Origin of the sequence: Rhodococcus sp. M8 (assembly GCF_015654185.1) — a bacterium.
GTDB classification, from domain to species: domain Bacteria; phylum Actinomycetota; class Actinomycetes; order Mycobacteriales; family Mycobacteriaceae; genus Rhodococcus; species Rhodococcus aetherivorans.
Map to the genome: position 1 here is coordinate 499,945 of NZ_CP064065.1, position 26,497 is coordinate 526,441.

Here is a 26,497-nt window from a genome sequence, read left to right on the forward strand (position 1 = left end):
AACCGGTCCGGCGACGCGTCAGCTCACGACGGCGTCGATCGTCTTCTTCAGGGCCGAGGGCTGCGCGGGGGAATGCGGGGCCTTCTCCTTCAGCTCGAGCATCCGCGCCCCGATCTCCTGTAGCTGCTTACGGCCGAGTGCCTCCCGCACCCTCGGGAACCACTCCTCTTCCTCCTCCTCGATGTGGTGCTCGACGTTCTCGATGAGGACGGTCGTCTTCGCGTCGAACCGCTCGGCGTCGGGTTTCATCCCGGCCAGTTCCGTCACGAGGACGTCCGCGACGTGGTGCTCCTCGAACGATTCGAGGATGTCCGATTCGAGGTCGGGTAGCAGCGCGCGCACCTCGGGGTACATCCCCTCGTTCTCGATGTAGGTGTGCACCGTCAGCAGTTCGATGATCCGGCCGACGATCCGGCCCTTCTCGTCGCCGTCGTCCGCTCCGCGGAACTCGCGGAACAGCTTCCGGATCTCCTTGTGGTCTTCCTTCAACAACACGATCGCGTCAGTGGACACCAGGCCTCCCGCCGAAGTGGTTCTCGAATGCCCGCCGCCGTGAGGGGCGTGCGCTCCAGATACCCCGGCGGGAGCCCGATTACACCGATCCGTCCGAATCAGGTGCTCGGCGGTGTCCGCTCGGCGGTGTCCCGGACGTGGGGCTCCTCCGCCACCTCGGCGGCGTGGCGCCGGCCGACGCCGACGTGCGCCTCCGCCCGCATGGTCTCCACCATGTGCGGGTAGTGCAGCTCGAACGCCGGGCGCTCGGAGCGGATGCGCGGCAGCTCGTAGAAGTTGTGCCGCGGCGGCGGGCAGGTGGTGGCCCACTCGAGGGAGTTGCCGTAACCCCACGGGTCGTCGACGATCACGACCTGCCCGTACCGGTAGCTCTTGAACACGTTCCACAGGAACGGCAGGGTCGACACGCCGAGGGTGAAGGCACCGATCGTCGAGATGGTGTTGAGGGTGGTGAACCCGTCCGACGGCAGGTAGTCGGCGTAGCGGCGCGGCATGCCCTCGTTGCCCAGCCAGTGCTGCACCAGGAACGTGGTGTGGAAGCCGAGGAAGGTCAGCCAGAAGTGCCACTTGCCGAGGCGCTCGTCCATCAGCCGCCCGGTCATCTTCGGGAACCAGAAGTAGATGCCCGAGTAGGTGGCGAACACGATGGTGCCGAAGAGCACGTAGTGGAAGTGCGCGACGACGAAGTAGGAGTCGTGGACGTGGAAGTCCAGCGGCGGGCTGGCGAGGACCACGCCGGTCAGGCCGCCGAACAGGAAGGTGATGATGAAGCCGACCGCGAACAGCATCGGGGTCTCGAACGTCACCTGCCCCCGCCACATGGTGCCGATCCAGTTGAAGAACTTCACGCCGGTGGGCACCGCGATCAGGAACGTCATGAACGAGAAGTACGGCAGCAGCACGGCGCCGGTGGCGTACATGTGATGCGCCCACACGGCCATCGACAGGGCGCCGATCGCCAGGGTCGCGTAGACCAGGCCGGTGTAGCCGAAGATCGGCTTACGCGAGAACACCGGAATGACCTCGGAGATGATGCCGAAGAACGGCAGCGCGATGACATACACCTCGGGGTGGCCGAAGAACCAGAACAGGTGCTGGTAGAGCATCACCCCGCCGTTGGCCGGGTCGTAGATGTTGCCGCCGAGCACGCGATCGACCAGCACTCCCATGAACGCGGCGGTCAGCAGCGGGAAGATCAGCAGGATCAGAATCATCGTGATGAAGATGTTCCAGGTGAAGATCGGCATCCGGAACATCGTCATACCGGGGGCACGCAGGCACACGACCGTGGTGATCATGTTGACCCCGCCGAGGATGGTGCCGAGACCGGCGACGGCCAGACCGGCGAACCACAGGTTTCCGCCGACACCGGGGCTGTGCAGGTCGTCCGCGAGCGGAACGTAGGAGGTCCACCCGAAGTCCGGGGCGCCGCCCGGGGTGACGAGGGAGAAGGCCACGACGGAGGCGCCGAACAGGTACAGCCAGTAGCTGAACGCGTTCAGCCGGGGGGAACGCGACGTCGGGCGCGCCGATCTGCAGCGGCAGGATGTAGTTCGCGAACCCGAACACGATCGGGGTCGCGTACATCAGCAGCATGATGCCGCCGTGCATGGTGAACAGCTGGTTGTACTGCTCGTTGGACAGGAACTGCATGCCCGGGACGGCGAGTTCGCTGCGGATCAGCAGGGCCATCAGCCCGCCGATCAGGAAGAAGGCGAACGAGGTCACGATGTACATCAGCCCGAGCATCTTCGGGTCGGTCGTGGTGACCAGCTTGTAGAACGTCGAGCCCTTGGGCGCATACCGCGGCGGATACGGGCGAACGGCCTTCGTCTCGGTGACAACCATGGTGCCTCCTTGCGCCTCCCGGGGGGGCGGCGATGTCGCTGCGGCGCCGGGCGCTCCGCTCGGCCTGAGACGGCACCCCGGAACGACCGCGGCATCATGCGGTAGGTCGAGCGTAACCGGCACCGGCCGCGCGCGGGAGGTTTTGCGAGGCGGATTGTCGTCCGTACGCGCGGAATTCGAGGGGTTTCCGGGAACAATTCCTTGCCCCGCTGTGTTGTGAGTGGTACAAGAAAGGTGTAGCGGCCAGCATAGATCGACCGCTCTCCTCAACCGGCACGAAGAGAGTCTGTGGAGGTGGAAACGATGTTGATGCGCACCGATCCGTTCCGCGAGCTCGACCGCTTCGCGCAGCAGGTTCTCGGCACGGCGGCCCGTCCCGCGGTGATGCCCATGGATGCCTGGCGTGAGGGCGACAAGTTCGTCGTCGAGTTCGATCTGCCCGGCGTCGCCGAGGATTCGCTCGACCTCGACGTCGAACGGAACGTGCTGACGGTGCACGCAGAGCGGCCGGCACGCGACCAGAGTCAGGAGATGGTGGCGGCCGAGCGCCCGCGCGGAGTGTTCAGCCGGCAGCTGTTCCTCGGCGAGAACCTCGACACCGACAACATCGAGGCGACGTACGACGCCGGCGTGCTGAGGCTGACGATCCCGGTCGCGGAGAAGGCCAAGCCGCGCAAGATCGAGATCGCGGTAGGCGACAAGAAGGCGATCGACGGCTGATCCGTCCGAGGCGTGTCCCCGGGAGACGACCATGGACGAACTCGACCTGATTGCCGAACCGCCCGTCGGGCAGCCGCCCACCGTCGACGGCGTGGACCTCGAGCTGCTCCTGCTCGATCTCGAGCTGGAGATGCTCGAGTGGCCCCGGCCGCGACGACCGGTGGCGGACCCGAGGTGCCGGACCGCCGCGGTCCGTCGTCCGCGGGGCGCGGCGCGCACCGCGGGACCGCCGGGTCGAGCCGGGACGCGGGCTCCGGGGGAAGTGGTTGCCACGCAGCGCTCTCCTCCGGTCCGTACCGGATCGGCCCGTCGAAGCCACGTAGTAGCGAAAGGACGGTGATACGACATCGCAGCAGAGTCGCCAGGCGTTGACGTGCGTGCCGCCCGCCCGGACGGCAGCTACGAGGCGCTGGGCGGGGCACCGGCCCGGAGCCGGTGACCGGGCAGCGCACCGCCGGTATTCGGCACACACAGTGCGGGCCGCACCCGATCATCGCCGACGCCCGGCCACCCGCCGTTCGTACCCATCCACGCGGCGGGTGGCCGGGCGTTCGCTCCTGTCACGCGCCGTCACGCCGTTCGGGCGTCGACAACGGAAGAGAAGGGCGGGGCCGTGTCCGGCAGGGAACCCGATCTCTACGCCGTGCTGGGCGTGCCCAGGTCTGCCGGGCAGGCGGAGATCACCGCGGCCTTCCGTCGCAAGCTCCGCGAGCACCACCCCGACCTCCGCAGCCCGGATGTCCCTTTCGGTCCGGATCCGGACGAGCAGCTGCGCAGGATCGTCGCGGCCTACGCCGTCCTGCGCGATCCGCACCGCCGCGCGGAGTACGACCGGCGCCGTGCCGACACGGCCCCCGGCCCTCCGCGCGGACCGTCCGGGTGACCGTGCGTCGCTCGGACCCGCCCCCCGCGGCGGATCCGCCCATCCGGGCCGGACCCGTCCGTCGCCACCGGTGACGGCGCCGCGCGGGCGCTTCCCCCGAGCGAATGTATCGCTCACTCGATCAGTCCGACAGCATGGTTCATTCGCTCGGGTCAGGCGTACGAGGTTCGTACTTGCCTCCGTAGGCGAGGGCCAGCAGGGTGCGCGCCCCGTACACCAGGGCTCGTTCGTCCAGTTCGAAGTCGGGCTTGTGGAGATCGTGTCGCGGACTCGTCCCGTCCCAGACTCCCAAGCGCGCCATGGCCCCCGGGACGTGCTCGAGATACCACGCGAAGTCCTCGCCGCCGCTGGACTGTCCCGCCTCGGCCAGATTCTCCAGGCCCACCACGGATTCGATCGCGGCGAGCATCTCGGCGGTTGCCTCGGCGTCGTTGACCACCGGCGGCACGCCCTGCACGTAGTCCAGTTCGTGGTCCACCGCGTAGGGTGCGAGCAGTTCCGCGACGCTGCGCCGCACCAGCGGCTCGACCGTCGCCCACGTCCGATGCGACGCGCTGCGCAGCGTGCCCACCAGTTCACCGGACTCGGGGATGGCGTTGCCGACGTGGCCGGCGTGGATCCGGCCCCATGTCAGCACGGTGGCGGTGCGGGCGTCGAGGCGCCGATCGAGCACCGACGCCAGCCCGGTCACCAGCACGCCCGCCGCGTGGATCAGGTCGCCGGTCAGGTGCGGGCGGGCCGAGTGGCCGCCGGGGGAGGACAACCGCACCGTGAGAACGGCCCCGGACGAGGTGATCGGCCCGGCGCGGGTGGCGAGCTTGCCCGCCTCGAGCTGGGGGGCGCAGTGCAGGGCGAAGATCCGGGACACCCCGGCGAGGCCACCCGCGGCGACGACCTCGAGCGCACCACCGGGGGTGGTCTCCTCGCCGGGCTGGAAGATCAACCGCACCCGCTGCGGGGGCGGATCCGCCGCGAGCACGGTGGCCGCCTCCAGCAGCATCGCGGTGTGGGCGTCGTGCCCGCACGCGTGACACACGCCCTCCACGGTCGACGCGTACGGCAACCCGGTGGTCTCGGTCAGCGGCAACGCGTCGAGGTCGGCCCGCAACCCGATGCATCCGGTGGTGTCCGGGCCGACGTCGCACCACAGACCGGTGCCGCCGGGCAGCGTCACCGGGTCCAGCCCGAGCGAGACGAGCTGATCGCGCACCAGCGCGGTGGTCCGGAACTCCGCGAACGACAGCTCCGGGTGGGCATGCAGGTCCCGTCGCCAGGCGACGAGGCGGTCGTGGTCGATCGTCATCCGTCGAGAACTCCGTCGGTTCGGTGACATCTACGGGCCGGCCGTACCGAGCCGGCTCGTCAGCCAGTTCACCATGGCCTCGGCGAGCACGTCCCTGTTCTCGCGTTTGACGATGTCGTGGCCCTCGTCGTCGAACAGGAGGAACTCGGCGATCCCACCCCGGTCGCGTACCGCGGCGACGATTTGCTCCGACTCGCTGACCGGCACGTTGGTGTCGTGCGCCCCGTGCACCACGAGCAGGGGTGCCCGCAGTTCCGCGATCCGGTGGATGGGGGAGAGCTCGCGCAGCAGTTCCCGGTCGTGCACCGGATGCCCGTACTTGGGGTAGGCCGCCGCCGCGATCCACGGCTCGGTGTTGGCGTAGAAACTCTCGAGGTCGCTCATCCCGCAGATCGCTATCCCGGCGGCGAACAACTCGGCGTGGAAGGTCAGCGATGCCAGCGTCAGGTAGCCGCCGTACGATCTGCCCGCGCACGCCACCCGGGCGGGATCGGCGATGCCGTGGTCGACGAGGTACTGCACGCAGTCGGCCACGTCGTCGATCCCGGCGAACCGCCCGTAGCGGTCGTCGGCGTGCATGAACGTCCGCCCGAAACCGCCGGACCCGCGCACGTTCGTCCCGAAGACCGTGAATCCCGCCGCCACGATCGCCGGGTAGTAGTCGCTGTATCCGGGCCGTTCCTGGGCTTCCGGTCCGCCGTGGAAGTACAGCAGCACCGGGCCCGGGCCGCTGCCCTGCGCCCGATACAGCCAACCCGAGAGCGGCGTCCCGTCCCGTGCCGGGAACTCGAGCAACGTCGGCAGATCGTCGTCGTCCATCCGGGTCCGCGCGGCCTCCGCGGGGCCCCACTCCCCGGTCCGCGGATCGACGATCTCCACCGAAGGCGGCATTCCGGGACCCTGCACGGTCACCGCCAGCAGCGAGCCGTCCGCGCTGATGCTCAGTTCGGACGCCACCAGTCCGGGCAACCCGAGGGGATCGTCGAGCGAGCCGTCCGCCAGGTGCAGGATCTGCAACTGGCTCAGACCCTTGTGGTTCCACAGCAGGGCTACCGTGCTGTGGTCGTCGCTCACGGCGAACTCGTCGAGGTCGCCGTCCTCCCGCTCGGCCAGCACCCGGTACGACACGCCCTCCGACGACACCGCCACGCCCAGCAGCCGCGCGAACTCCGCGCCGTTGTCGCTGCGCACCAGCGACCGCAGATATCTCTCCGGTTCGCCGTCGCTGGACGCCCACGGCGAACGAAGCTGGTCCACCACGCCGAGCAGCCGATGGTCGTCGAGAATGACCCCGGCGTCCGTGGTGGAACCGACGTCGTTGGGCAGCAGCGCAATCCGCGTGCCGTCCTCGTGCAGCAGCAGCAACTCCCGGTGGCCGCGCGGACCGACCCGCAGCAGCGCCGACCCCGCCCACGCGTCGACGAGGTGACCGCCGACGCGGCGATCGAGCACCACGGTGTCCTGGGTGTGCGGGTCCACCAGCCGGGATTCCGCCACCCCCTCCTCGTCGGTGGCGACCGTCGCCACCCGGTTCCCGTCCCACCCGACGAGTTCCGTCGACGAGTCCCCGGCCGACCCGAGGCGGCGGGCGCCGCGGTCGTCGGGGTCGGTGCTCACCACCCATACCTGGGTGCGCGTACCGGCGTCGGGCGCCACCTCGCACGCCAGCCAACGGCCGTCCGCCGAGTGCATGATCCGGGTGACCGGCCCGTCCACCGGCAACTCGACCCACCGCGCCGCGCTCGTGGCGCGGCCGGACAGGAACCGCTGCACCGCACGGGGATAGCCGCCGTCGTCGACGAGATGAGCGATCGCCGTGCCGTCCGGCGCGACCGACGCACCCGACGTGAAGCGGATGTGGCGCGACTGTGCCGCCGCGGCGGTCGTCGCGGCATCCGGTGTTCGCGCCACCGAGGTCGTCTCCGTCTCGCCGCTCACAGCTGTTCCATTTCCTGGAGCCACATTTCCAGCAGGGCCACCTGCCACAGGGCGTTCGCCCCGAGGGTGGTGCGATGCCTGTTCGGGTCGGCGAGCAGCGCGTCGAGTGCTTCGGGCCGGTACAGCCCGCGGTCGCGGGCGCTCCGGCTGTGCAACGCATCGCGCACCAGGGTCAGTACGTCCCCGTCGAGGTGCCGGATGCCCGGCACCGGGAAGTAGCCCTTGGTCCGGTCGATGATCTCCGCCGGCAGGTGCTTGCGGCTCGCCTCCTTGAGGACGCCCTTGCCGCCGGAGGCCAGCTTCAGTTCGGGCGGGCAGGTCGCGGCCAGTTCGACGAAGTCGTGGTCGAGGAACGGCACCCGCCCCTCGAGGCCCCACGCCATCGTCATCGTGTCGACCCGCTTGACCGGGTCTTCGATCAGCATGACCGTCGTGTCGAGACGCAGCGCCGCATCGACCGCCGTCGCCGCCCCCGCCGCGGCGTGCTGCTCGGCCAGGAACTCGCCACTCGCGTCGTGATCGAGGGAGTACCGAGGGTCGAGCAGCGCGACGATGTCGGCGTGGGTACGGTCGGCGAACACCTTCGCGTACGCCTCGGCGGACCGTTCCCGGGCCACCTCCATCAGCGGCGGATACCAGTCGTAGCCGGCGAGGATCTCGTCGGCGCCCTGCCCGGACTGCACCACCTTCACCGACTTGCTCACCTCCTCCGACAGCAGGTAGAACGCCACGCAGTCGTGGCTGACCATCGGCTCGCTCATCGCCGCCACGGTCTTCGGCACCGCCGGCAACAGCCGGGACGAGTCGATATGGATCTTGTGATGGACGGTGCCGAACCTCCGCGCCACGAGATCGGAGTAGACATACTCGTCCCCGGATTCGCCACCGGCCGGATCGAATCCGATGCTGAACGTGGCCAGGTCTCGCTGGCCCTGCTCCGCGAGCAACGCCACGACCAGGCTCGAGTCGATGCCTCCCGAGAGCAGCACCCCCACCGGCACGTCGGCGACCATTCGCCGGCTCACCGCGGTCCGCAGCGAATCCAGCAGTGCCTCCTGCCAATCCACGGCCGTCCACGTCGTCCGCGCGGGGTCCCGCGTGAATGCGGGCTCCCAATAGCGGTGCTCGGTGCTGCCACCGTCGGGCTCGATCACCCGCACGGTCGCCGGCGGCAGCTTCCGGATCCCCCGCAGCATCGTGTGCGGTGCGGGCACCACCGAGTGGAAGCTCAGGTAGTGGTGCAGCGCGACGCGATCGACGGTGGTGTCGACCTCGCCGGCGCGGAGCAACGCCGGCACGGTGGAGGCGAAGCGCAACCGTCCCGGGCCCTCCGCCAGATAGAGCGGCTTGATGCCGAGCCGGTCGCGGGCCAGGGTCACCGCGCCGGTGTCGGTGTCGTGCACGGCGAATGCGAACATGCCCTTGAAGTGCTGCACGCATTCCGCGCCCCAACGGTGGAAGCTCTTGAGCACCACCTCGCTGTCCGCCGTCGAGAAGAACCGGTAGCCGGCCCCCTCCAGTTCCGAGCGCAGCTCCCGGTAGTTGTAGATGCACCCGTTGAAGACCAGTGCCAACCCGAGCTCACTGTCGATCATCGGCTGGCTGCCGCGCGCCGACAGGTCGATGATCGTCAGCCGCCGATGCCCGAACGCCACCGAGCCGCGCGCGTGGAGGCCGGCCGCATCGGGGCCCCGGGCGCTCATGGCGTCGGTCATCCGCCCGACCGCGGCCACGTCCGGGGGAGCCCCGTCGAAGCGCATCTCCCCACACACACCGCACATCGTGCTCTCCTTCCGGCTCACGCCCTCCGGTTATTCGTCGCTGGCCGCGCCGCGTGGGGGACCGAGCACCCAGGTGTCCTTCCCCCCGCCGCCCCGGGACGAATTGACGACCATGCTCCCGATGGGGGCCACCCGGGTCAGCGCCGCCGGAGCGACGCGGGCACGCACCGACGGCCCCTCGGCCCGAAGATGAACGAATGCGCGCAGGTCGATGTGGTGCGGAAACAGGCCGCTCCCGTCGAACGTCGGATGCGTCGACAACGGCACGACCTCCTGCGCGACGTATCGCTCCGGGTGGGTGAGCAGGTCCCGACGCCGCTCCAGCAGTTCGTGTCGCGACGCTTCCGGGCCGATGGTGATTCCGGCGCCGCCGAACCCGTCGATCGGCTTGACCACCAGCTCCGCCAACCGGTCGAGGACGTAGTCGCGTTGCTCACGCTCGGCGCACACCCACGTGGGTACCTGCTCGAGGATCGGCTTCTCGCCGAGGTAGTACTCGATCATTGCCGGCACATACGAATAGACGGCCTTGTCGTCCCCGACCCCGTTCCCCAGGGCGTTGGCGATCGTCACGTTGCCGGCCTGCAGCGCGGCCCGAAGCCCCCTGCGCAGCGGGTGCCCGTCGTGCCCGATCGAGGACAGCAGCATGTCCTCGTCGAGGCGGACGTACAGCACGTCCACTCGCGTGGCCTCGCGTCCCCGGTGTCGGTACACGACGTCGTCGCGTACCGACAGTTCCCCGGTCAGCACGAGGGGCAGTCCGGACTTCTCGGCGAGCAACCGGTGCTCGAACCATGCGGAGTCCTTCCACCCGGCGCTGAGCAGCGCCACGGAGACGTCCGGTCCCGCGGCCGCGGCGGGCGCCGCCGCCTGCAGCGTCTGCCGCGTCATCTCCGGCATCGAGTCCACGGACATCACGTCGGCCGGCATGCCGAGGGCCCCGAGGAACCGGGTCGTCATCGCGCGATGCGCCATCGCATACCCCACGCCCGACGGCACCCGCAGGTTGTCCTCGAGCACCACGAAGTCGCCCGGGCCCGTGCTGACGAGGTCGATCCCGCAGATGTGGGCGCGCACCGGGGGATTTGCTGCGGCGGCCCCGGTGGCCCGATAGCCCGGGGCACGGTCGAGCAACTCGGAGGGAATCACCCCGTCCCGCACCGCGGCCTGCTCGCCGTAGATGTCGCCGAGGAAGGCGTTGAGGGCCAGGGCGCGTTGCTGCAAACCCGGGACCAGGTGCGACCATTCGGTGTGCGGGACGATGCGCGGGACGATGTCCATGGGAAAGACCTGGGCACGATCCTCGCCGCTCACCCGGAACGTCACGCCGTCGACGCTCTGTTCCCGGTCGATGGACTCCTGGATGCGGCGCAGTTCGGCCGCACCGACCCGCGCCACCGCGGCCAGGACCGCCTCGTACTCGCGACGGGGACGCCCGCCGACCTCGACGGCCTCGTCGTACCGGTCGTCCACGTCGCCCGCTCGCAGCGGAACGTAGCCGTGGAGCAGGGTTGCACCGGGATCGGCGATCTCCGGCACCGCGCGCACGCGCCCCGCGGTTTCGTCGAGAAGCAGATCCACCACGTCGGTCAGGCGGCCCCGTCGGCGCAGCACCCGCCGCTGGCGGGCGGCCGAACTGCCGACCTGCAGGGCGGTCTCCGCGAGCTCCGACACCAGGGCCCAGTCGTCGTTCCCCTCGAGCTGGGGCCGGAGCGACCGGATCAGTCCGTCGACGATCTCCCGTGCCGGCCGCGGGGTGGCCGACCGCACGTCGACCAGAGGACCCTCGAGGCCGGAGCGCGAGGCGCGCCACATGGCGGCGCGCACCAGGGTCGGCGAGACGTCGAGCCCCGGGACACCGGCCCGAAGGTCGGTCACCTCCCGATCGACCAGGGCGCGGAACAGCCCGGCTATCAGCGTGATCGTGTCCACCGACGGGCAGCTGTCGCACACGCGCAGCTCGAGGGTCGGATACCGGTCCGACGGGCGGAGATCGAAGTACACCATGCCCGGGTCGGTGATCACGCCGGTCGAGACCAGGTCCGCGATGAGCTTGTCGTACTCGGCGGCCGACGACACCGGCGCGGCCGGCCCGGTACTCGGCCACCGGATCCACACCAGGTTGCGGACGCTGGCATATCCGGTGTCCGTGCCGTCGGCCCAGAACGGCGAGCTCGCGCTCAGGGCGAGGAAGATCGGCAGGAACGGGGCGACCCGATTGGCGACCTGCACCGCCTCGTCCCGGTCGGGAATGTCCACGTGCACCTGGGTGCCGCAGATCAGCTGCTCGCGGGCCAGGAGCTGGTAGTCGGCCAGCATGCGGCGATACCGCGGCGTCTCGGTGACCTGCATCTCCGCGGGCACGGCCAGTGGGACCGCGCCCGCGGCGGCGATGCCGAGGCCGAGCTCGGCGGCGGTGTCGACGAGAACGGACCGGCGGTGCACCAGATCTGCGCGGAGACCCGCGAGATCCGGAAACACGCCGCTGTTGACCTCGACGACGCAGCGCTGCAGTTCCTCGACGTAGACGTCGCCGGGCAGGCGCGCGAGCAGTTCCGGGGCGCGCGGCGTGAGACGCCGGGTCTTCGCGTCGATGAGGTGGAATTCCTCCTCGACACCAAGCTTGCGGGCACCGCCACCGAACATGCGTTTACACGCTACGCGGCCCGGATCGTCCTCGCAGAAGGAAACCGCGGGTCACGGACACCAGCGTGGCCGTCGACCGTGTCCCCGCCCCGCGCGCCGGGGCGGGGGACACGGAATCACCAGTCGTCGCCGGCCCCGATCACCGGGGCGGTCGCCGGCGGCACCTCGCCGATCACGGCGGTGGTGTTCGCCGCGGTCACCAGGATCGTCGGACGCGCCCGTCGCGGAGCGTCCTCATCGGCGCGTCCGGTGCCCGGGACGGCGGCGGGGAGGGGATGACGTGCGGCCGCAGCTGCGGCCGTCACCGGAGCGGACGTGGGCGGTCGCGGGCCCGACGGCGTGCCGGCGAGACCCCCGCCCGCGGTCCCGAGGGCCGTGGCGCCTCCCGCGCCCAGCGCCACGGCGCTTCCGGCGCCCGGTGCAACGGCGCTTCCGGCGCCCGGTGCCACGGCGCCGGTGCTCACCGGTGCGGTCGCGGCGGTCGTCGTGGGGCCGGCGGTGACGGTGCCACCCCCGAACGCCGCGGCGTGCGTCTGCGCGGGAAGGTCGTCGGACACACCGACCGCGCCGGCGACGGTGTCCACGGCTCCCGTGGCCGCCGCTGCGACGTCGGCCGGAGCCGGCAGGCCGGGCGCGGCGACGGGGGCGGGCACGGCGATGGGTGCGGCGAGGGCGTTCATCGCCGTGGTGTAGCCGAGAAGCTCACCGCGGGTGCGCGCGACCACCGCCAGTGCCGCGGATACATGCTCGGCGGCGGAAGTGAGCAGCGCGATCTGACCCGGCGGCGTCAACGCGACGGGCGCGGTCGCGGTGGCGAAGGCCAGGAAGGACTGGGCGATCCCGCCGAGTTCGACGTTGCCCCGCTCGACACTCGCGGTGGCGGCGCGCGTGACGGCCCCGATCTCGTCGCCCCGTTCGCTCAGCTCGACCGCGCTGACCTGGGCCTGGCGACCCTTGTCGAGCGCCGCCTCGGCGGGTGCGCCCGCCCACGAGTCCGGCAGCGCGTGCAGTGCCGTGCGGGCCAGCGACGCCGCGCCGTCGAGCATCCGCGACGACTGCTGCAGGACCGCCGACGGATCGAGCGCGTCGACGATGCCGGTACCGAACAGGTCGCCGAGGTCGCGCAGTGGACGCAGCATTTCGTCGATTCCCGGCACTGCCGGAACCGGAAGAGACTGCAGCACTTCGGTTATCGCGTCGAGCTCGGGTTCGGGCGACCACGTCGGCGGGGCCGGCGGCGCGGGCAGCGGCAGGTCGAGGGCCGGGCCGGCGGGGGACGCGCGCAGTGCGTCGAGGACGGTGGGCGAAGCGACCGGCGTCTCCTGTGCGATCACCGCGCGCCCCCGAGTCCCGCGGCGACCGCGGCGTCGAGCGCCTCGTACCGGGTGGCGGCGTCGTGCGCGGCGACACCGCCGGACGCGTAGACGTATGCCAGCTGCGCGACGGTGCGGGTGTGCGCACCCTGTGTGACGGCGAACGCCGCGACGAAGTCCGCGCCGATCAGGCCCATGGCGGGGCTCAGCGACGAGACGTTGGCCTGCAGATTCATCGCGCCCGCGCGGGCGACCTCCTCCGCGGCGCGCAGGGATGTGCTGCCGAAGGCCCGGACCCCGTCGGGTACGACACGGACGCCGCCTCCCGTCGAGAACGAGCCGACAGCGTCGAGTAAACCGCTCATGATGACCCCCCAATCAGATTCGCGTGGGCAGCACTCTAACTCGAGTCGGCGACACGGGCGACGAGCGTGCGGGCGACGTCGCGCACGGGCTCTGCGGGCGCGGTGAATCCGAGCACGCGCAGCGCCGCCTCCGCCAGCACGTCGGGCAGGTCGGCGACGGCGTCCGTGCCCCGGTCCGCGCGGATGTTGATGGCGGATTCGACCAGCCGGAACGGCAGATCGGCGCGCGGGTCGTCGGCGTCCGCGCCGGCGCCGAGGCGGTCGAGGACGGCGACCGTGAGCCGCCGGTAGCACTCGCGCAGACCGGTCCGGGCGGTGTGGAACTGTGCGAAGCGCTCGGTGCGCACCTCCGGAAGCAGGTACAGCGCACCGAGATTCCAGCGTCCCGCGACGAGCTGCGCGGTGTCGAACAGCGCCAGGGCGTACAGCCGCGCCTCGGCGGGCGCGTCGTCGCCGAGGCGCTCGCAGAACGACAGGGTGGGGGCGACGGTCTGCTCGAGCAGCGCCGCGAGGATGTCGTCCTTGGTGGCGAAGTGGTTGTACAGGGAGGCCTGCCGGACGCCGACCGCCTCGGCCACGAGCCGCGTCGAGGTCGACGCGAATCCACGGGTGGTGAACAGTTCTGCTGCGGCGTCGAGAATTTCGGCGCGCGCGGTGGAACCGGGCCGGCGTGGCCGGTGCAGTCGGGGGCGTCCGGGACGGGCGTGGGTCACGTCCTCGACGATGGCACAGATCGGACGGTGACAGCGCCCCGGGCGGGCGGTGAGCAGACCGTCACACGGAGGAAACGTCGGTCACGAACTCGTTACGCCGCGGTCATTCGGACAAGACGTGACCTCGCGAAAACTGTCACTCGACAGTTTTTCGACGGTCACCCGGCCGCCGCCACCGCGCACAGAAACGGACACCGCCATGAGCCTGACGCTCACCCGGCCGGCTGCCGCTGCACCGACCGCCTCGCACCAGGACGCGGGCGACCTGGGCGAATTCGGCTACCAGCAGCAGCTGCACCGCAACCTCGGCAAGTTCGCCTCCTTCGCCGCCGGCTTCTCGTTCGTCTCCATCCTGACGACCATCTTCCAGCTGTTCGGCCTCGGCTTCGGCTTCGGCGGCCCCGCCTTCTTCTGGACGTGGGTGGTGGTCTTCGCCGGTCAGTTCATGGTCGCCCTGAACTTCGCCGAACTCGCGGCGCGCTATCCGATCTCCGGGGCGATCTATCAATGGGCCCGCCGGATGGGCGGCGAGGTGGTCGGCTGGTTCGCCGGCTGGTTCATGATCCTCGCCCAGATGGTCACCGCCTCGGCCGCCGCGATCGCCCTGCAGGTGGTCCTGCCGAACATCTGGAGCGGATTCCAGATCATCGGCGACGACCCGTCGCTGACCTCCTCCTCCGGCGCCGCCAATGCCGTCCTGCTCGGCTCGGTGCTGCTCGTGCTCACCACGATCATCAACAGCATCGGCGTGAACTGGATGTCGCGGATCAACAGCATCGGCGTCACCTGCGAGATCGTCGGTGTCGTCGCCGTGATCGGCATGTTCTTCACCCACGCCGTCCGCGGCCCGCAGGTCGTCCTCGACACCGGCGTCACCGGGGAGGCCCCCGGCTACGGCTGGGCGTGGATCGTCTCGGGCCTCATGGCCGCGTACGTCATGGTCGGCTTCGGCTCGGCCGGCGAACTCGCCGAGGAGACCCGCAACCCGCGGCGCGTCGCACCCCGCACCATCCGCCTCGCCCTGTCGGTCTCCGCCCTCGGCGGCGGCCTGATGATCCTCGGCGCCCTCATGGCCGCCCCCAGCCTCACCGACGGCCGCCTCGCCGCCGAGGGCCTGCCCTACGTGCTCGGCGCCATCCTGTCCTCACCGTGGGGCACGCTGCTCCTCGTCGACGTCGCCATCGCCGTGTTCATCTGCACCCTCGCCATCCAGACCGCCGCGTCGCGCCTGATCTTCTCGATGGCCCGCGACGAGCGCCTGCCCGCGTCGAAGATCCTCTCGCACGTCAACGCCCGCACCGGCACTCCCATCGCGCCGGCCGTGCTGATCGGCGTGGTGTGCATCGGCATCCTCGCGCTCAACATGGGCAACAGCGCGATCTTCGCGACCCTGTCGAGCGTGTGCATCGTGCTCATCTACCTCGCGTACCTGATGGTCACCGTGCCGCTGCTGCTGCGCCGGCTGCGCGGTTGGCCGCACGACGGCACGGCGACCGACGCCGACGGCGACCCGCTGTTCTCCCTCGGCCGATGGGGTCTGCCCGTCAACGCCCTCGCCGTCGCGTACGGCCTGCTGATGGTGATCAACCTGTCCTGGCCGCGCGCCGAGATCTTCAACCCGGACGGCACCATGCCGCTGCTGCAGTGGGCCGCACCGCTCACTGTCGCCGCCGTCGTCGCTCTGGGCGCCCTGTGCTTCCCGCGCCGCGCCGCGCACCCGAACCCCGTCACGATCGGAGCCTGAGATGACCGGCGTCCTCGACACCGCCACCACCCACGCCGCCAAGGCGCACGCCCGCGCGCAGGCCGGCACCGTCACCGACGGCATGCCCACCGTGCCCGCCACCGCGTACCCCACCCCGCCCGGCGGCCGCACCGCCGCCATGACCTGGGCGGAGACCGTGCCCGGCGGCCGTTACACCGGCAAGGTCCTCGCCCGCGGCACCCGGCTGCGGCTGCGTGACATCGACGGCGCCGCCTGCGCCCACCTGCTGCTCTTCCGCGCCGACGCCCCGCACGAGCGGCTCAACGTCGCCGACACCGTCAAGGTGCCGTGGCAGGCCTACCTCGGCGTCGGGCACCCGCTGCTGTCGGACCAGGGCCGGGTGCTCGCCACCGTCGTCGCCGACACCTCCGGCCGCCACGACGCCCTGTGCGGCACCACGAACCTCGCCGGGAACACGGCGAAATACGGGGCGGGCAGCCTGCATTCGCACGCCCCCGCCGGGCGGGAGCTGTTCACCGTCGCCGCCGCGAAGCACGGCCTCGCCCCGCGCGACCTGCCGCCGTCCCTGTCGTTCTTCCACGGCGTGCGCGTCGCGGCCGACGGGGCCCTGACCAGCACCGGCACCGCCGGCGCCGGAGCCTGCGTCGAGCTGCTGATCCACCTGCCGGTGATCGCACTCATCGCCAACACCGCCCACCCCCTCGACCCGGCACCCGGGTTCCCCACCACCACCCTCGAGGTGCTCGCCTGGCACGCCCCGCGTGACCTCGACACCCTGCCGAACACGGACCCCGAATACCGGCGCGCCGTCCTCAACACCGAGGACGCCTGGACTGCCGCCACCGGAACGGAGCACTGATCATGACCTCGACCCTCGACCTGCCGGCGCTCGTCCCCGGGACCGTGATCCGCGACGAGATCGCCGGCGCCCGCGGACCGTGGTCGGCCGTCGTCGCCGCCGGCGACGTGCTCACCATCGTCGATCTGCACGGCAACCAGGCCGTCGACACCCTGATCTACGACGCCCACGACACCACCGTCCGCTACAGCGCCGCCGCCACCGTCGCCGCGCAGGGCAACCTGTTCCTCACCGCCGGCTCGGTGCTGCGCGCCGCCGACGGCGAGGAACTGATGACCCTCGTCGCCGACGAGGTCGGCAACCACGACACCGTCGGCGGCGCCTGCTCGCAGGAGTCGAACACCCTGCGCTACGGCCACCACACCAAGCACCAGCACGCCTGCGTCGAGAACTTCCTCGTCGAGGGTGCCCGGTGGGGCCTGGGCAAACGCGACCTGGTGTCCAACATCAACTTCTTCATGAACGTGCCCGTCGACCCCGACGGCACCCTCGGCATCGTCGACGGACTCTCCGCGCCCGGCAAGCGCCTCGCACTGCGCGCCGACCGCGACGTGCTCGTCCTCGTCTCCAACTGCCCGCAGATCAACAATCCGTGCAACGGTTTCGACCCCACCACGGTGCGGATGATCGTCACCCGACCGGAGGCCCGACCGTCATGACCACCAAGATCACCGTCGACCGTCCCGGCATGCTCACCACAGTGCAGGACTATCCGGGCCGCACCGGGTACTGGCAGATCGGGGTCCCGCCCTCCGGCCCGATGGACGACCTGTCGTTCCGACTCGGCAACGCCGCACTCGGCAACCCCGAGGGCGCGGCCGGCCTCGAATCCACCATGGCCGGGCCGGCCCTGCGCTTCACCGATGCCACCGAGGTGTGCGTCACCGGCGCCCCGGCGACCGTGACGGTGAACGGCACGGTGGTCCCGCAGTGGCGTCCCGTCACCGTCCCCGCCGGCGGCGTGCTCGACGTCGGCGCCGTCGCCGGCCCCGGCCTGCGCGTGTACGTACTCGTCGGCGGCGGACTCGACGTCCCCGAATTCCTCGGCAGCGCAGCCACCTTCACCCTCGGAAGGTTCGGCGGCCACGAGGGCCGCACCCTCACCGAGGGCGACGTGCTCGTCGTCGGGGAGGTCGCGACCGGCGCGGCCGTCCCGGTGCCGGCCGAACACGTGCCGGCCATGACCGCCCGCTGGGAGATCGCCGTCACCGAGGGCCCGCACGGCGCTCCGGAGTTCTTCACCCGCAGCGACATCGACACGCTCTACGCCACCGACTACGAGGTGCACTTCAACTCCGACCGCACCGGCGTGCGCCTGACCGGGCCGAAGCCGCAGTGGGCACGCACCGACGGCGGGGAGGCCGGCCTGCACCCGTCCAACATCCACGACAACGCGTACTCCGTCGGTGCGCTCGACTTCACCGGTGACACCCCCATCCTCCTCGGGCCGGACGGCCCGAGCCTGGGCGGATTCGTCTGTCCCGTCACCGTCGTCGCCGCGGACCGGTGGAAGCTCGGCCAGCTCGCGCCCGGGCACACGGTGCGGTTCGTGCCTGTCCGCGCCGAGCACGCCGCGTCGCGCCGCGCGCTCGGCGTCGCCCGTCGGGCCGGGCTGTCGCTGGTGGTCTCGCCCGGCGGCGACGGCGACGACGGCGTCCTCGCCCGCCGCGACGGCGACACCGCCGTCACCTACCGGCGCAGCGGCGACGACAACGTCCTGGTCGAATACGGTGACATGACGCTCGATCTCGCGCTGCGGGCCCGCGTGCACGCGCTGCACCGGCGGCTCGACACCGAACGCCCCGCGGGCCTGCTCGAACTCACCCCCGGCATCCGGTCGCTCCAGGTCAAGGTCGACCCCGACGTGCTGCCGGTGCCGACGCTGCTCGATCTGCTCGCCGAGGCCGAGGACCAGCTCCCGGCGAGCGACGAGCTCGTGGTGCCGAGCCGGCGGGTGCGCCTGCCCCTGTCGTGGGACGACCCGGCCACCCGCGAGGCGATCCAGCGGTACATGCACGGGGTGCGGGCGGATGCGCCGTGGTGCCCGTGGAACATCGAGTTCATCCGCCGGATGAACGGCCTCGATTCGGTGAACGACGTGTTCGACACCGTCTTCGCCGCCGACTACATGGTGCTCGGTCTCGGCGACGTGTACCTCGGGGCGCCGGTCGCGACCCCGCTCGACCCGCGGCACCGGCTCGTGACGACCAAGTACAACCCGGCCCGCACGTGGACGCCGGAGAACGCCGTCGGCATCGGCGGGGCGTACCTGTGCATCTACGGCATGGAGGGCCCGGGTGGCTACCAGTTCGTCGGCCGCACGACCCAGGTGTGGAACCACCGCCACCCGCAGGCCGCGGGCCCGTTCGAGGCCGGCACACCGTGGCTGCTGCGCTTCTTCGACCGGATCTCCTGGTATCCCGTCGAACCGGAGGAGCTGATGGACCTGCGCGCCGACCTCGCGGCGGGCCGCGGCGGGGGAGTGGACATCACCGACGGCACGTTCTCCCTGGCCGAGCACCAGCGGTTCCTGGCCGGCAACGCCGCGTCGATCGACGCCTTCCAGCAGGTGCAGTCGGTGGCGTTCGCCGCCGAGCGCGCCCGCTGGGAGGCCGCGGGCGCGTAGCACCGGTGTGTCCTTCGGGCTGTTCCTGCCGCCCGAAGGACGCACCGGCGGCGCAGCCGCCTACACGACGGCGTCGGCCTCGATCTCGATGAACAGGCCCTTGTCGATGAGGCTCGAGACCTCGAGGATGGTGGAGGCCGGGCGGATCTCGCCGAACACCTCGCCGTGCACGAGCGCGGCCTCCTCCCATGTCGACATGTCGGTGAGGTACATGCGCGTGCGGATCACGTCCGTCAGCGAGGCGCCGGCCTCGCCGAGCGCGGCCTCGATGGTCTTCAGTGCGGCGCGCGTCTGGTCGGCGAGCGTGTCGCCGGCGCCGGTGGTGCCGGACACGGCGATCTGGTTGCCGATGCGCACGGCGCGGGAGTAGCCGATCCTGGGCTCCCATTCGGAGCCGGACGAGATGTTCACACGGGTCATGGCCCGGAATTCTGTCAGGCCGCCCCCGCCGCCCCGCGCTTGACTGTCGTTAGCACGTATGTTCGACTGGCTGCATGCGGTGGGCGGCACAGACTCTCGACGTCGACGACGGCGCGCTCCCAGGCCTCGAACGGGCCGGGCTCGTCCGCAGCGTCCAGACCCCCGAGTTCGAGGGCATCACCTTCCACGAGGTGCTGTGCAAGAGCGCGCTCAACAAGACCCCCGAGGCGTCGAACCTGCCGTTCCGCTTCACCGTCAACACTTTTCGCGGCTGCTCGCACGCGTGCCGATACTGCTTCGCCCGACCGACCCACGAGTATCTCGACCTCGACGCGGGCCGCGACTTCGACAGCCGGATCGTGGTCAAGACCAACGTCGCGGCCGTGCTGCGCCGCGAACTCGCGCGACGGTCGTGGAAGCGCGAGCACGTCGCCCTGGGCACCAATACCGACCCGTACCAGCGGGCCGAGGGCCGCTACCGGCTGATGCCCGGCGTCATCCGGGCCCTCGCCGAATCCGGCACCCCGTTCTCGATCCTGACCAAGGGCACGCTGCTGCGCCGCGACCTGCCGTTGCTCACCCTCGCCGCCGGGCAGGTCGACATCGGCGTCGCCGTCTCCCTCGCGATCGGCGAGCCCGACCTGCAGAAGCAGATCGAACCCGGCACCCCGTCGCCCAAGGCACGTCTGGACCTGATCCGGGCCGTCAGCGACGCCGGGCTGCCCTGCCACGTCATGGTCGCCCCGGTCATCCCGTGCCTCACCGACTCCGCCCGGCACCTCGACGATCTGCTCGGTGCGATCTCGGCGGCGGGGGCGACCGGCGTGACGGTGCTGCCGATGCATCTGCGCGGCGCCACCCGCGGCTGGTTCCTGTCGTGGCTGGGTCAGGAGCACCCCGCCCTGATCCGGCGGTACCGGCAGATCTACGGCCGCGGCGCGTACGTCTCACCGGAGTACAAGACGTGGTTGAAGGACCGCGTCGATCCGCTGGTGTCCCGCTACGGGCTCGGCGCGCGCGTGGCCGAGCACCGGCGCCCGGTCGCAGCGCCGCCGCGGCCGGCAGCCGAGTCGGCGGACCCCACCCTGTTCTGAGCGGCGCTGCGGAACTCGGGACACGACGTCGCCCCCCGGGGTGAGGCAGGTACCCGCGAGGGCGACACCGGCCGGTCGGTCAGGTGGTTTCCGGGACCACGTCGGCGACGCCGGCGTTCGCGTCCACCGGCGCAGCCGGAGCGGCACTGCGGCGCTGCCGGTAGACGCCGACTCCGACGACGACGGCGGCGAGGGCCGAGGACGTCAGCATCTGGCTGCGCGTGCTCTCCAGGGCGATCATGCCGGCGCACAGCGCGACGATCGCCGCGATGGTGAACCAGGTGAGGTACGGGAAGAGCCACATCCTCGGCGACAGCTCCCGGCCCTGGGCCTCGAGCGAGCGGCGCATGCGCAGCTGGGACGCGGCAATGACGAGCCACACGAACAGGGCGATCGCTCCGGAGGAATTGACCAGGAACAGGAACACCGTCTCGGGGTAGAGGTAGTTCAGGCCCACGGTGAGGAAGCCGACCACGGTGGAGACGAGAACCGCGTTGCGGGGCACACCGGACCGCCCGATGGTGGCCAGCGACGGCGGGGCGTCACCGCGGCGCGACAGGGAGAAGATCATGCGGCTGGCGGTGTAAAGGCCCGAGTTCAGGCACGAGAGCACCGACGTCAGCACGATGACGTCCATGATGGTGGCGGCCGCCGGGATGCCGAAGGAGTCGATGACCGCCACGTACGGGCTCAACGCCACCGAGGCGTCGTCCCACGGCAGCAGGGTGACGACGACGGCGATCGAGCCGATGTAGAAGATCAGGATCCGCCACACGACCGACCGCACCGCCTTGCGCACCGCCTCGGCCGGGTTGGCGGACTCGCCGGCGGCGATGGTCGCGATCTCGGCTCCGAAGAAGGAGAACACCACGACGAGGACCCCGGCGAGTACGGCACCTGTCCCGTTGGGGAAGAAGCCGCCGTGACCGGTGAGGTTGCTCAGTCCCGGCGCCTCGACGCCGGGCAGAAAGCCGCAGATCGCGAGGACGCCGAGCACGAGGAACGCCACGATCGCCGTGACCTTGATGGCGGCGAACCAGAACTCGAACTCGCCGAACGACTTCACCGACGCGATGTTGGTCAGCGTCAGCACGACCATGAGGACCAGCGCCCACGTCCACTGGGGCACGCCGGGAATCCAGCGGTTCATGATCACCGCACCGGCCGTCGCTTCGATGCCCAGGACGATGATCCAGAACCAGGCGTAGAGCCACCCGATGGAGAACCCGGCCCATCGGCCGATGGCCCGGTCGGCGTACGCCGAGAACGACCCCGTCTGCGGATTCGCCGCCGCCATCTCGCCGAGCATGCGCATGACGAGCACGACGACGACCCCGGCGAGTGCGTAGGCGACCAGCACCCCGGGGCCAGTCTCCCGGATCGCAGCGCCCGAGCCGACGAACAAGCCTGCACCGATGACACCCGCGATCGCGATCATCGACAGGTGCCGCTTCTCGAGCGTGTGCCTCAGCTCGGGCTGATCGCTGTTCGACATGGGAACCCCTTCACAACCAGGTTTGGTATCGAGTGTGATGTACCTCTCGACCGCCTGAGTCTGAGGTTCCCGCTCCGCCGCTGTAATAGACACATCGGCGAGCCGTCGATCCCGACGTTCGACGAAACGGCAGATGCGCGGCGCCGGCCTGGGCTTTTCCGGCGGTCCGAGCGGTCGCGCGGGAGTCGACTTAACGGGAAGTTAACGGGGGTGGTCCGGACAAAGTCGGCATCTCGGTCGCCGCGGCGAGGGCGGACGCCGGGCCGGTCGCGTGGCCGGCCCCGGGCGGACCGGTGCGCGGTTATGCCGGGTCGGTCCGTTCCCGCACGAGGATCCACCGGTTGCTGCCGCCCCGCCTGCGGTAGGACAACTCGTCCAGCGCCGCCAGGGCGATCGCCAGGCCCCGGCCCCGCTCGGCCATCTCCCCGGGCATCCGGACCGTCTCGAGGTCGACGCGCGCGGGCCGGCCGTCGTCGTGGAAGCAGGCCTCGATCCGGTCCGGGGACAGGCGCAGCTCCAGCCGCATCGTGACCGGAGCGCCGTCGCCTGCGTGCTCGACGATGTTGGCGGCGATCTCGGCCACCGCGATCTCGAACGGGAAGCGATCCTCGTCCTCCACCTGCCCCGCGCACATCATCTTCTCGATCAGCGCGTGCACGTCGGTGAGCGTGTCGGCGCCCGTGACGGTCGTCAGGGCCCAAGATCCCGCGCCGGGGTCAGTCGCCATCGAACGCGGCGTCCGCGGAGTCGTACGTGCGCAGCACGCGGTCGAGGCTCGTCAGCGACAGCACGCTGCGCACCTGCGCCGTGGGCGCCGCCAGCCGCAGGTCCCCGCCGGCCTGCCGGGCGGCCTTGAGCCCCGACACCAGCGCCCCGAGCCCCGACGAGTCGATGAACTCGGTGGCGCCGAGGTCGACGACGACGCGGGCGGACCCGCCCTCGACGAGGCCGCGCAGCTGTTCCCGCAGCCGCGGTGCGGCGACCATGTTCAGCCGGCCCTCGGGCCGGACCACCACCACGTCCGAGCCGGTGGTGCGGGTTGCGAAGTGCGTCATCGTCTTCCTTCCATGTCGGGCCCGCGGTAGCGGACCGCCGGTATCACCACACTCAGGATCGCCAGGTCGAACAGCACCCAGAACAGGTTGACGCCGACGCCCAGCACCGAGCTCGCGCCCAGATACAAGCGCACCACACCCACCACCGACGCGATCACCAGCAGCGCCATGGCCGCGATCTGGTACCGCACCTTGCCCCACGGGAGCGTGGCGCGGCCCTGCCGCGTCTTCGGGGTCACCGCGAAGTCGAGGGGCTTGTGCAGGTACACGTTGCGAAACGCCGTCCAGCACGCCTTGATCCACACCGGGAACAGCGCCAGGCTGTACTGCTGCCCCCGCCAGGTCGGGGTGCCCCGACCGACCACGAAGAACAGCAACTGGTTCAACAGCAGGAACGGGATGAGCCGGCCGAAGAAGTCCCAGCTGTAGGCCTGCACGGGCAGCACTCCGAAGATCAGGTAGATCACCGGCGCGGCGATGTAGGCGACGGCCGCGAAACCCGCGAGGTAGCTCCACATCGTCGCCCAGTACATCAGCCGCTGCGGGATCGTCAATCCTCGCTGCACGAGCGGATTCTCCCGCAGCATCACCTGGATCGTGCCCTGCGCCCAGCGCAGCCGCTGGGTGAGCATCGTGCCCACGTCCTCCGGCGCGAGACCGTGCGCGAGCACCTCGTGGTGGTAGACCGACTTCCAGCCCATCCCGTGCAGGCGCATCGACGTGGCCATGTCCTCGGTCACCGAGATCGTTGCCAGCGCCAGCGTCGGTTCGGCCTCGTCGTCGCGGCTGACGTCGACGGCGCGGATCATCGTACGGATCGACTCGAGCGCCCCGAGCGGCGACCACTCGCGGTCTGCGAGGCGCGACAATGTCGTCTCGTCGAGCAGAACTCCGTCGGCGTCGGACCCGGGGGTGGCGGTCAGGGCGGCGATCGCCTCCAGGTCTGCGCGGATCGATCCGGCGTCCGCGTCGACCACGGCCCGCGCGGCCTCGTCCACGCTCTGCTGGAACCGGTAGGTCACCTCGGCGAGCGGCTGTCCCTGCCGGACGGCCGCGCGGGCCGTGCGCACGGCCACCCGCACCGAATCGAGGGCGGCGAGAACCTCCGGCTGGTTCGCACCGACCTCGGATCGCGCCCGGTCGAGCACCTTGCCGGCCGTGCGCAGCGCCCGCACCACGCCCTCCTCGACGGCACGGACGTAGCCGGTGATGCCCAGCTGCATCAGCGCCTCGCGGCGCAGGATCGCGTTCGAGCCGCAGAAGAAGGCGGCGTTCCAGCCGTCCTTGCCCTGCTGGATCGGGCCGTAGAACAGCGGGGCCTGGCTGCCCAGCGGATCGGAGTCCGGCACGTTGACGAAGTACTGCGGTGTCTGCACCAGGGCCGTCCGCTCATCCTCGAAGTAGCCGAGGGTGCGGTGCAGGATCTCCGCGTCGGGCACCTGGTCGGCATCGAGGACGAGGATGAACTCGCCGTGCGTGTGCAGCAGGGCGTTGTTGAGGTTGCCCGCCTTGGCGTGCCGGGGCTTGTTCGTCCAGCTGGCCGCCCGCGTCATGTACCGGACCCCGAGTTCGGCTGCGGCGCGCTCCAATTCGGGCCGCTCCCCGTCGTCGAGGATCCATGTCTCGTGCGGATACCGGATGCGTGCCGCCGCCTCGGCGGTCCCGATCACCAGGTCGACCGGCTCGTTGTAGGTGGTGATGAAGACGTCGACGATCAGCCCGTCCGGCGGGACCGGCGGCGCGGCCCGCCGGCGCCACCGCCACATCGTGAGCCCGAACAGCATCGAGTCGATCAGGCTGTACGTCTCGGCGACGACGAGTGGCACCGCGATCCACCACGCGGACCAGTTGACGGAGAACAGCCAGCGCCACACCACGTAGTTCACGCCGAGCAGCACCGTCGCGGTGATCAGGATCCGCAGGCCCGGCGACGGGTAGCGGTCCGCACCGGCCGCATTCATGCGTCCTCGCAGCGACGGACGGCGACGACGGTGACGTCGTCCATCGGTGGGTTGCCTTCGGCCAGCGCCCGCGCCGCCTCGGTCAGGTCGTGCGGCGTCGCATGGTCGGCCACGAACCGGTACAGGGCCTCCCGGTCGCTGTGCTCGTCGAGCAGGTCGAGCAGCCCGTCGGAGCAGATCACCAGCGTGTCACCGGGTTCGAGGCGCGTGCACTGCGCCTGCCACGACGTCTCGCGGAGCACGCCGACGGGTAGCCCGGTGCCGGCCAGCGGCACCACGGAGCCGTCGCGACGGCGGATCGCGGCCAGGCCGTGCCCGGCGTCGACGTAGTCCACCGACCCGGTGGCGAACTCGACGGCGGCATGGAACACGGTGACGAAGGTGCCGGTGTGTTCGCAGTCGTCCGTGAGGTTCTCGGCGGCGGCGCCGAGCGCGGCGCCCGTGTCCAGGACGCTGCATGCCTCGGCGTGGCTGAACCGCTCCATCACCCGGGACGCGCCGCGGAACGTGGAGCGCACCGCCGAGGACAGGATCGCCGCGCCGAGGCCCTTGCCCATCACGTCGGCGACGGTGACGACCAGCCCGCCGCGCAACCGGTAGTGGTCGTAGAAGTCGCCGCCGACCACGAACGCCGGAATGCACACGGCCTGCACCTCGAATCCGGGCAGCCCGGTCAACGGGCGCGGCAGCAGCTGGGCCTGCATCGCGGCGGCGCGATCGAGTTCGTCGGCGCGTTGCAGTTCCCGCTGCGCCCATTCGGCGAGTTCGGCGAACGCGTCGAGCTGGTCGGGGTCGAGTGTCCGCGGCTCGGTGTCGTAGATGCAGAACGTGCCGACGGGATGACCCGCGGGACCGTACAACGGGTAGCCCGCGTAGAAGCGGACGCCGTCGGCGCCGCCGACACCGGGAATGCCGGCGAACCGGGGGTCGGCGGAGGCGTCCTCCACGATCAGCGTCGGATCGCCGGGATGGTGGTAGGTGCGCGCAATCGTGGTCTTGCACATGCTCTCCTCGCGCGGCACCTGTACGAGGTCGAGCCCCTGGAGGGACTTGAACCAGAGCCGGTCCCGGTCGAGCAGTGCCACACTCGCCATGGGCACCCCGAACACGTGCCGGGCCATGCGGGTGATCTGCTCGAACCGGTCTTCTCGGGGCGTGTCGAGGATCTCCAGCCGTTCGAGGTCGCGGACCCGCTGGTCCTCGAGGTCGTCGGGGAGGTGCGAGGCGTCGGTCGTCAT

21 protein-coding genes and 1 pseudogene are annotated in these 26,497 nt (G+C 70.8%); 7 read left to right on the forward strand and 15 right to left on the reverse strand.

The features are described from left to right. Window positions 1-18 precede the first annotated feature (18 nt). Both ISO16_RS02330 and ctaD read right to left on the reverse strand, forming a co-directional pair. Window positions 19-513, reverse strand: a complete 495-nt coding sequence (locus ISO16_RS02330) for a hemerythrin domain-containing protein (protein WP_043798129.1) — start codon at window positions 511-513, stop codon at window positions 19-21. Between the two features lie 98 nt (window positions 514-611). Then, window positions 612-2,361, reverse strand: a pseudogene (gene ctaD, locus ISO16_RS02335) (aa3-type cytochrome oxidase subunit I). Window positions 2,362-2,664: 303 nt separating this feature from the next. On the opposite strand from ctaD, the gene ISO16_RS02340 reads away from it, so the two are divergent. Together ISO16_RS02340 and ISO16_RS02345 are read left to right on the forward strand one after the other, a co-directional pair. Continuing rightward, complete coding sequence (locus ISO16_RS02340) at window positions 2,665-3,081, forward strand: Hsp20/alpha crystallin family protein (RefSeq protein ID WP_029543498.1); 417 nt, start codon at window positions 2,665-2,667, stop codon at window positions 3,079-3,081. Between the two features lie 613 nt (window positions 3,082-3,694). Beyond that, window positions 3,695-3,964, forward strand: coding sequence for a J domain-containing protein (locus ISO16_RS02345; RefSeq protein ID WP_230304463.1), 270 nt, complete (start codon window positions 3,695-3,697; stop codon window positions 3,962-3,964). A gap of 139 nt (window positions 3,965-4,103) precedes the next feature. Here ISO16_RS02345 and ISO16_RS02350 read toward each other — a convergent pair whose 3' ends face one another. The 7 genes from ISO16_RS02350 to ISO16_RS02380 all read right to left on the reverse strand — a co-directional run bounded on the left by ISO16_RS02350 (window position 4,104) and on the right by ISO16_RS02380 (window position 14,023). Continuing rightward, entirely contained in the window at window positions 4,104-5,267 is a 1,164-nt protein-coding gene (locus ISO16_RS02350) for an amidohydrolase (RefSeq protein ID WP_072635181.1), read from the reverse strand. Between the two features lie 30 nt (window positions 5,268-5,297). Next, the gene (locus ISO16_RS02355) at window positions 5,298-7,205 is read right to left on the reverse strand and encodes an alpha/beta hydrolase family protein (RefSeq protein WP_083662505.1); all 1,908 of its coding nucleotides are present in this window, start codon (window positions 7,203-7,205) and stop codon (window positions 5,298-5,300) included. After that, window positions 7,202-8,986, reverse strand: coding sequence for an N-acetylglutaminylglutamine amidotransferase (locus tag ISO16_RS02360; RefSeq protein WP_072635317.1), 1,785 nt, complete (start codon window positions 8,984-8,986; stop codon window positions 7,202-7,204). Before ISO16_RS02360 ends, ISO16_RS02355 begins: the two co-directional genes overlap by 4 nt. Window positions 8,987-9,016: 30 nt before the next feature. Then, window positions 9,017-11,632 carry a carboxylate--amine ligase/circularly permuted type 2 ATP-grasp protein gene (locus ISO16_RS02365; protein ID WP_072635182.1) on the reverse strand — a complete coding sequence of 872 codons (2,616 nt, stop codon included), beginning with the start codon at window positions 11,630-11,632 and terminating at the stop codon, window positions 9,017-9,019. A 116-nt stretch (window positions 11,633-11,748) separates the two neighbouring features. After that, window positions 11,749-12,966 (reverse strand): hypothetical protein, encoded by a 1,218-nt coding sequence (locus ISO16_RS02370; protein ID WP_072635183.1) that lies wholly within the window; start codon window positions 12,964-12,966, stop codon window positions 11,749-11,751. Further along, window positions 12,963-13,310, reverse strand: a complete 348-nt coding sequence (locus ISO16_RS02375; RefSeq protein ID WP_072635184.1) for a type VII secretion target — start codon at window positions 13,308-13,310, stop codon at window positions 12,963-12,965. Before ISO16_RS02375 ends, ISO16_RS02370 begins: the two co-directional genes overlap by 4 nt. 35 nt (window positions 13,311-13,345) lie before the next feature. Beyond that, the gene (locus tag ISO16_RS02380) at window positions 13,346-14,023 is read right to left on the reverse strand and encodes a TetR/AcrR family transcriptional regulator (RefSeq protein WP_006930622.1); all 678 of its coding nucleotides are present in this window, start codon (window positions 14,021-14,023) and stop codon (window positions 13,346-13,348) included. A 199-nt stretch (window positions 14,024-14,222) separates the two neighbouring features. Here ISO16_RS02380 and ISO16_RS02385 point away from each other — a divergent pair, with 199 nt between their 5' ends. The 4 genes from ISO16_RS02385 to ISO16_RS02400 are packed head-to-tail and all read left to right on the forward strand — an operon-like array spanning window position 14,223 to window position 19,234. Continuing rightward, window positions 14,223-15,767 carry an amino acid permease gene (locus tag ISO16_RS02385; RefSeq protein WP_072635185.1) on the forward strand — a complete coding sequence of 515 codons (1,545 nt, stop codon included), beginning with the start codon at window positions 14,223-14,225 and terminating at the stop codon, window positions 15,765-15,767. 1 nt (window position 15,768) lies between these two features. Further along, window positions 15,769-16,608, forward strand: coding sequence for an urea amidolyase associated protein UAAP1 (locus ISO16_RS02390; protein ID WP_006930631.1), 840 nt, complete (start codon window positions 15,769-15,771; stop codon window positions 16,606-16,608). Window positions 16,609-16,610: 2 nt separating this feature from the next. Continuing rightward, window positions 16,611-17,267 carry an urea amidolyase associated protein UAAP2 gene (locus ISO16_RS02395; protein WP_006930633.1) on the forward strand — a complete coding sequence of 219 codons (657 nt, stop codon included), beginning with the start codon at window positions 16,611-16,613 and terminating at the stop codon, window positions 17,265-17,267. After that, window positions 17,264-19,234, forward strand: coding sequence for a 5-oxoprolinase/urea amidolyase family protein (locus tag ISO16_RS02400; protein WP_072635186.1), 1,971 nt, complete (start codon window positions 17,264-17,266; stop codon window positions 19,232-19,234). The genes ISO16_RS02395 and ISO16_RS02400 overlap by 4 nt, the downstream gene beginning before the upstream one ends. A gap of 60 nt (window positions 19,235-19,294) precedes the next feature. Here ISO16_RS02400 and ISO16_RS02405 read toward each other — a convergent pair whose 3' ends face one another. After that, window positions 19,295-19,654 carry a RidA family protein gene (locus tag ISO16_RS02405; protein ID WP_029543516.1) on the reverse strand — a complete coding sequence of 120 codons (360 nt, stop codon included), beginning with the start codon at window positions 19,652-19,654 and terminating at the stop codon, window positions 19,295-19,297. Window positions 19,655-19,728: 74 nt separating this feature from the next. Here ISO16_RS02405 and ISO16_RS02410 point away from each other — a divergent pair, with 74 nt between their 5' ends. Further along, on the forward strand, window positions 19,729-20,748 hold the full coding sequence (locus ISO16_RS02410; protein WP_072635187.1) for an Rv2578c family radical SAM protein: 1,020 nt from the start codon (window positions 19,729-19,731) through the stop codon (window positions 20,746-20,748). 79 nt (window positions 20,749-20,827) lie between these two features. Here ISO16_RS02410 and ISO16_RS02415 read toward each other — a convergent pair whose 3' ends face one another. The 5 genes from ISO16_RS02415 to ISO16_RS02435 all read right to left on the reverse strand — a co-directional run bounded on the left by ISO16_RS02415 (window position 20,828) and on the right by ISO16_RS02435 (window position 26,497). Continuing rightward, window positions 20,828-22,243 carry an amino acid permease gene (locus ISO16_RS02415; protein WP_043798112.1) on the reverse strand — a complete coding sequence of 472 codons (1,416 nt, stop codon included), beginning with the start codon at window positions 22,241-22,243 and terminating at the stop codon, window positions 20,828-20,830. 301 nt (window positions 22,244-22,544) lie between these two features. After that, window positions 22,545-22,970, reverse strand: a complete 426-nt coding sequence (locus ISO16_RS02420) for an ATP-binding protein (protein ID WP_072635188.1) — start codon at window positions 22,968-22,970, stop codon at window positions 22,545-22,547. Beyond that, window positions 22,960-23,298 carry an STAS domain-containing protein gene (locus tag ISO16_RS02425; protein WP_006930645.1) on the reverse strand — a complete coding sequence of 113 codons (339 nt, stop codon included), beginning with the start codon at window positions 23,296-23,298 and terminating at the stop codon, window positions 22,960-22,962. Before ISO16_RS02425 ends, ISO16_RS02420 begins: the two co-directional genes overlap by 11 nt. Then, window positions 23,295-25,259: a glycosyltransferase gene (locus ISO16_RS02430; protein ID WP_072635189.1), complete on the reverse strand. Its 1,965-nt coding sequence runs from the start codon at window positions 25,257-25,259 to the stop codon at window positions 23,295-23,297. Before ISO16_RS02430 ends, ISO16_RS02425 begins: the two co-directional genes overlap by 4 nt. Beyond that, a complete protein-coding gene (locus ISO16_RS02435) occupies window positions 25,256-26,497 on the reverse strand; it encodes a PP2C family protein-serine/threonine phosphatase (RefSeq protein WP_006930649.1) in 1,242 nt (413 codons plus the stop codon). The genes ISO16_RS02430 and ISO16_RS02435 overlap by 4 nt, the downstream gene beginning before the upstream one ends.

Coding starts and splice junctions, on each gene's coding strand:
- ISO16_RS02340 (WP_029543498.1), top strand. CDS start 2,665: ATGTTGATGCGCACCGATCCGTTCCGCGAGCTCGACCGCTTCGCGCAG.
- ISO16_RS02350 (WP_072635181.1), bottom strand. CDS start 5,267: ATGACGATCGACCACGACCGCCTCGTCGCCTGGCGACGGGACCTGCAT.
- ISO16_RS02360 (WP_072635317.1), bottom strand. CDS start 8,986: ATGTGCGGTGTGTGTGGGGAGATGCGCTTCGACGGGGCTCCCCCGGAC.
- ISO16_RS02365 (WP_072635182.1), bottom strand. CDS start 11,632: ATGTTCGGTGGCGGTGCCCGCAAGCTTGGTGTCGAGGAGGAATTCCAC.
- ISO16_RS02375 (WP_072635184.1), bottom strand. CDS start 13,310: ATGAGCGGTTTACTCGACGCTGTCGGCTCGTTCTCGACGGGAGGCGGC.
- ISO16_RS02385 (WP_072635185.1), top strand. CDS start 14,223: ATGAGCCTGACGCTCACCCGGCCGGCTGCCGCTGCACCGACCGCCTCG.
- ISO16_RS02390 (WP_006930631.1), top strand. CDS start 15,769: ATGACCGGCGTCCTCGACACCGCCACCACCCACGCCGCCAAGGCGCAC.
- ISO16_RS02395 (WP_006930633.1), top strand. CDS start 16,611: ATGACCTCGACCCTCGACCTGCCGGCGCTCGTCCCCGGGACCGTGATC.
- ISO16_RS02400 (WP_072635186.1), top strand. CDS start 17,264: ATGACCACCAAGATCACCGTCGACCGTCCCGGCATGCTCACCACAGTG.
- ISO16_RS02405 (WP_029543516.1), bottom strand. CDS start 19,654: ATGACCCGTGTGAACATCTCGTCCGGCTCCGAATGGGAGCCCAGGATC.
- ISO16_RS02410 (WP_072635187.1), top strand. CDS start 19,729: ATGCGGTGGGCGGCACAGACTCTCGACGTCGACGACGGCGCGCTCCCA.
- ISO16_RS02415 (WP_043798112.1), bottom strand. CDS start 22,243: ATGTCGAACAGCGATCAGCCCGAGCTGAGGCACACGCTCGAGAAGCGG.
- ISO16_RS02420 (WP_072635188.1), bottom strand. CDS start 22,970: ATGGCGACTGACCCCGGCGCGGGATCTTGGGCCCTGACGACCGTCACG.
- ISO16_RS02425 (WP_006930645.1), bottom strand. CDS start 23,298: ATGACGCACTTCGCAACCCGCACCACCGGCTCGGACGTGGTGGTGGTC.
- ISO16_RS02430 (WP_072635189.1), bottom strand. CDS start 25,259: ATGAATGCGGCCGGTGCGGACCGCTACCCGTCGCCGGGCCTGCGGATC.
- ISO16_RS02435 (WP_006930649.1), bottom strand. CDS start 26,497: ATGACGACCGACGCCTCGCACCTCCCCGACGACCTCGAGGACCAGCGG.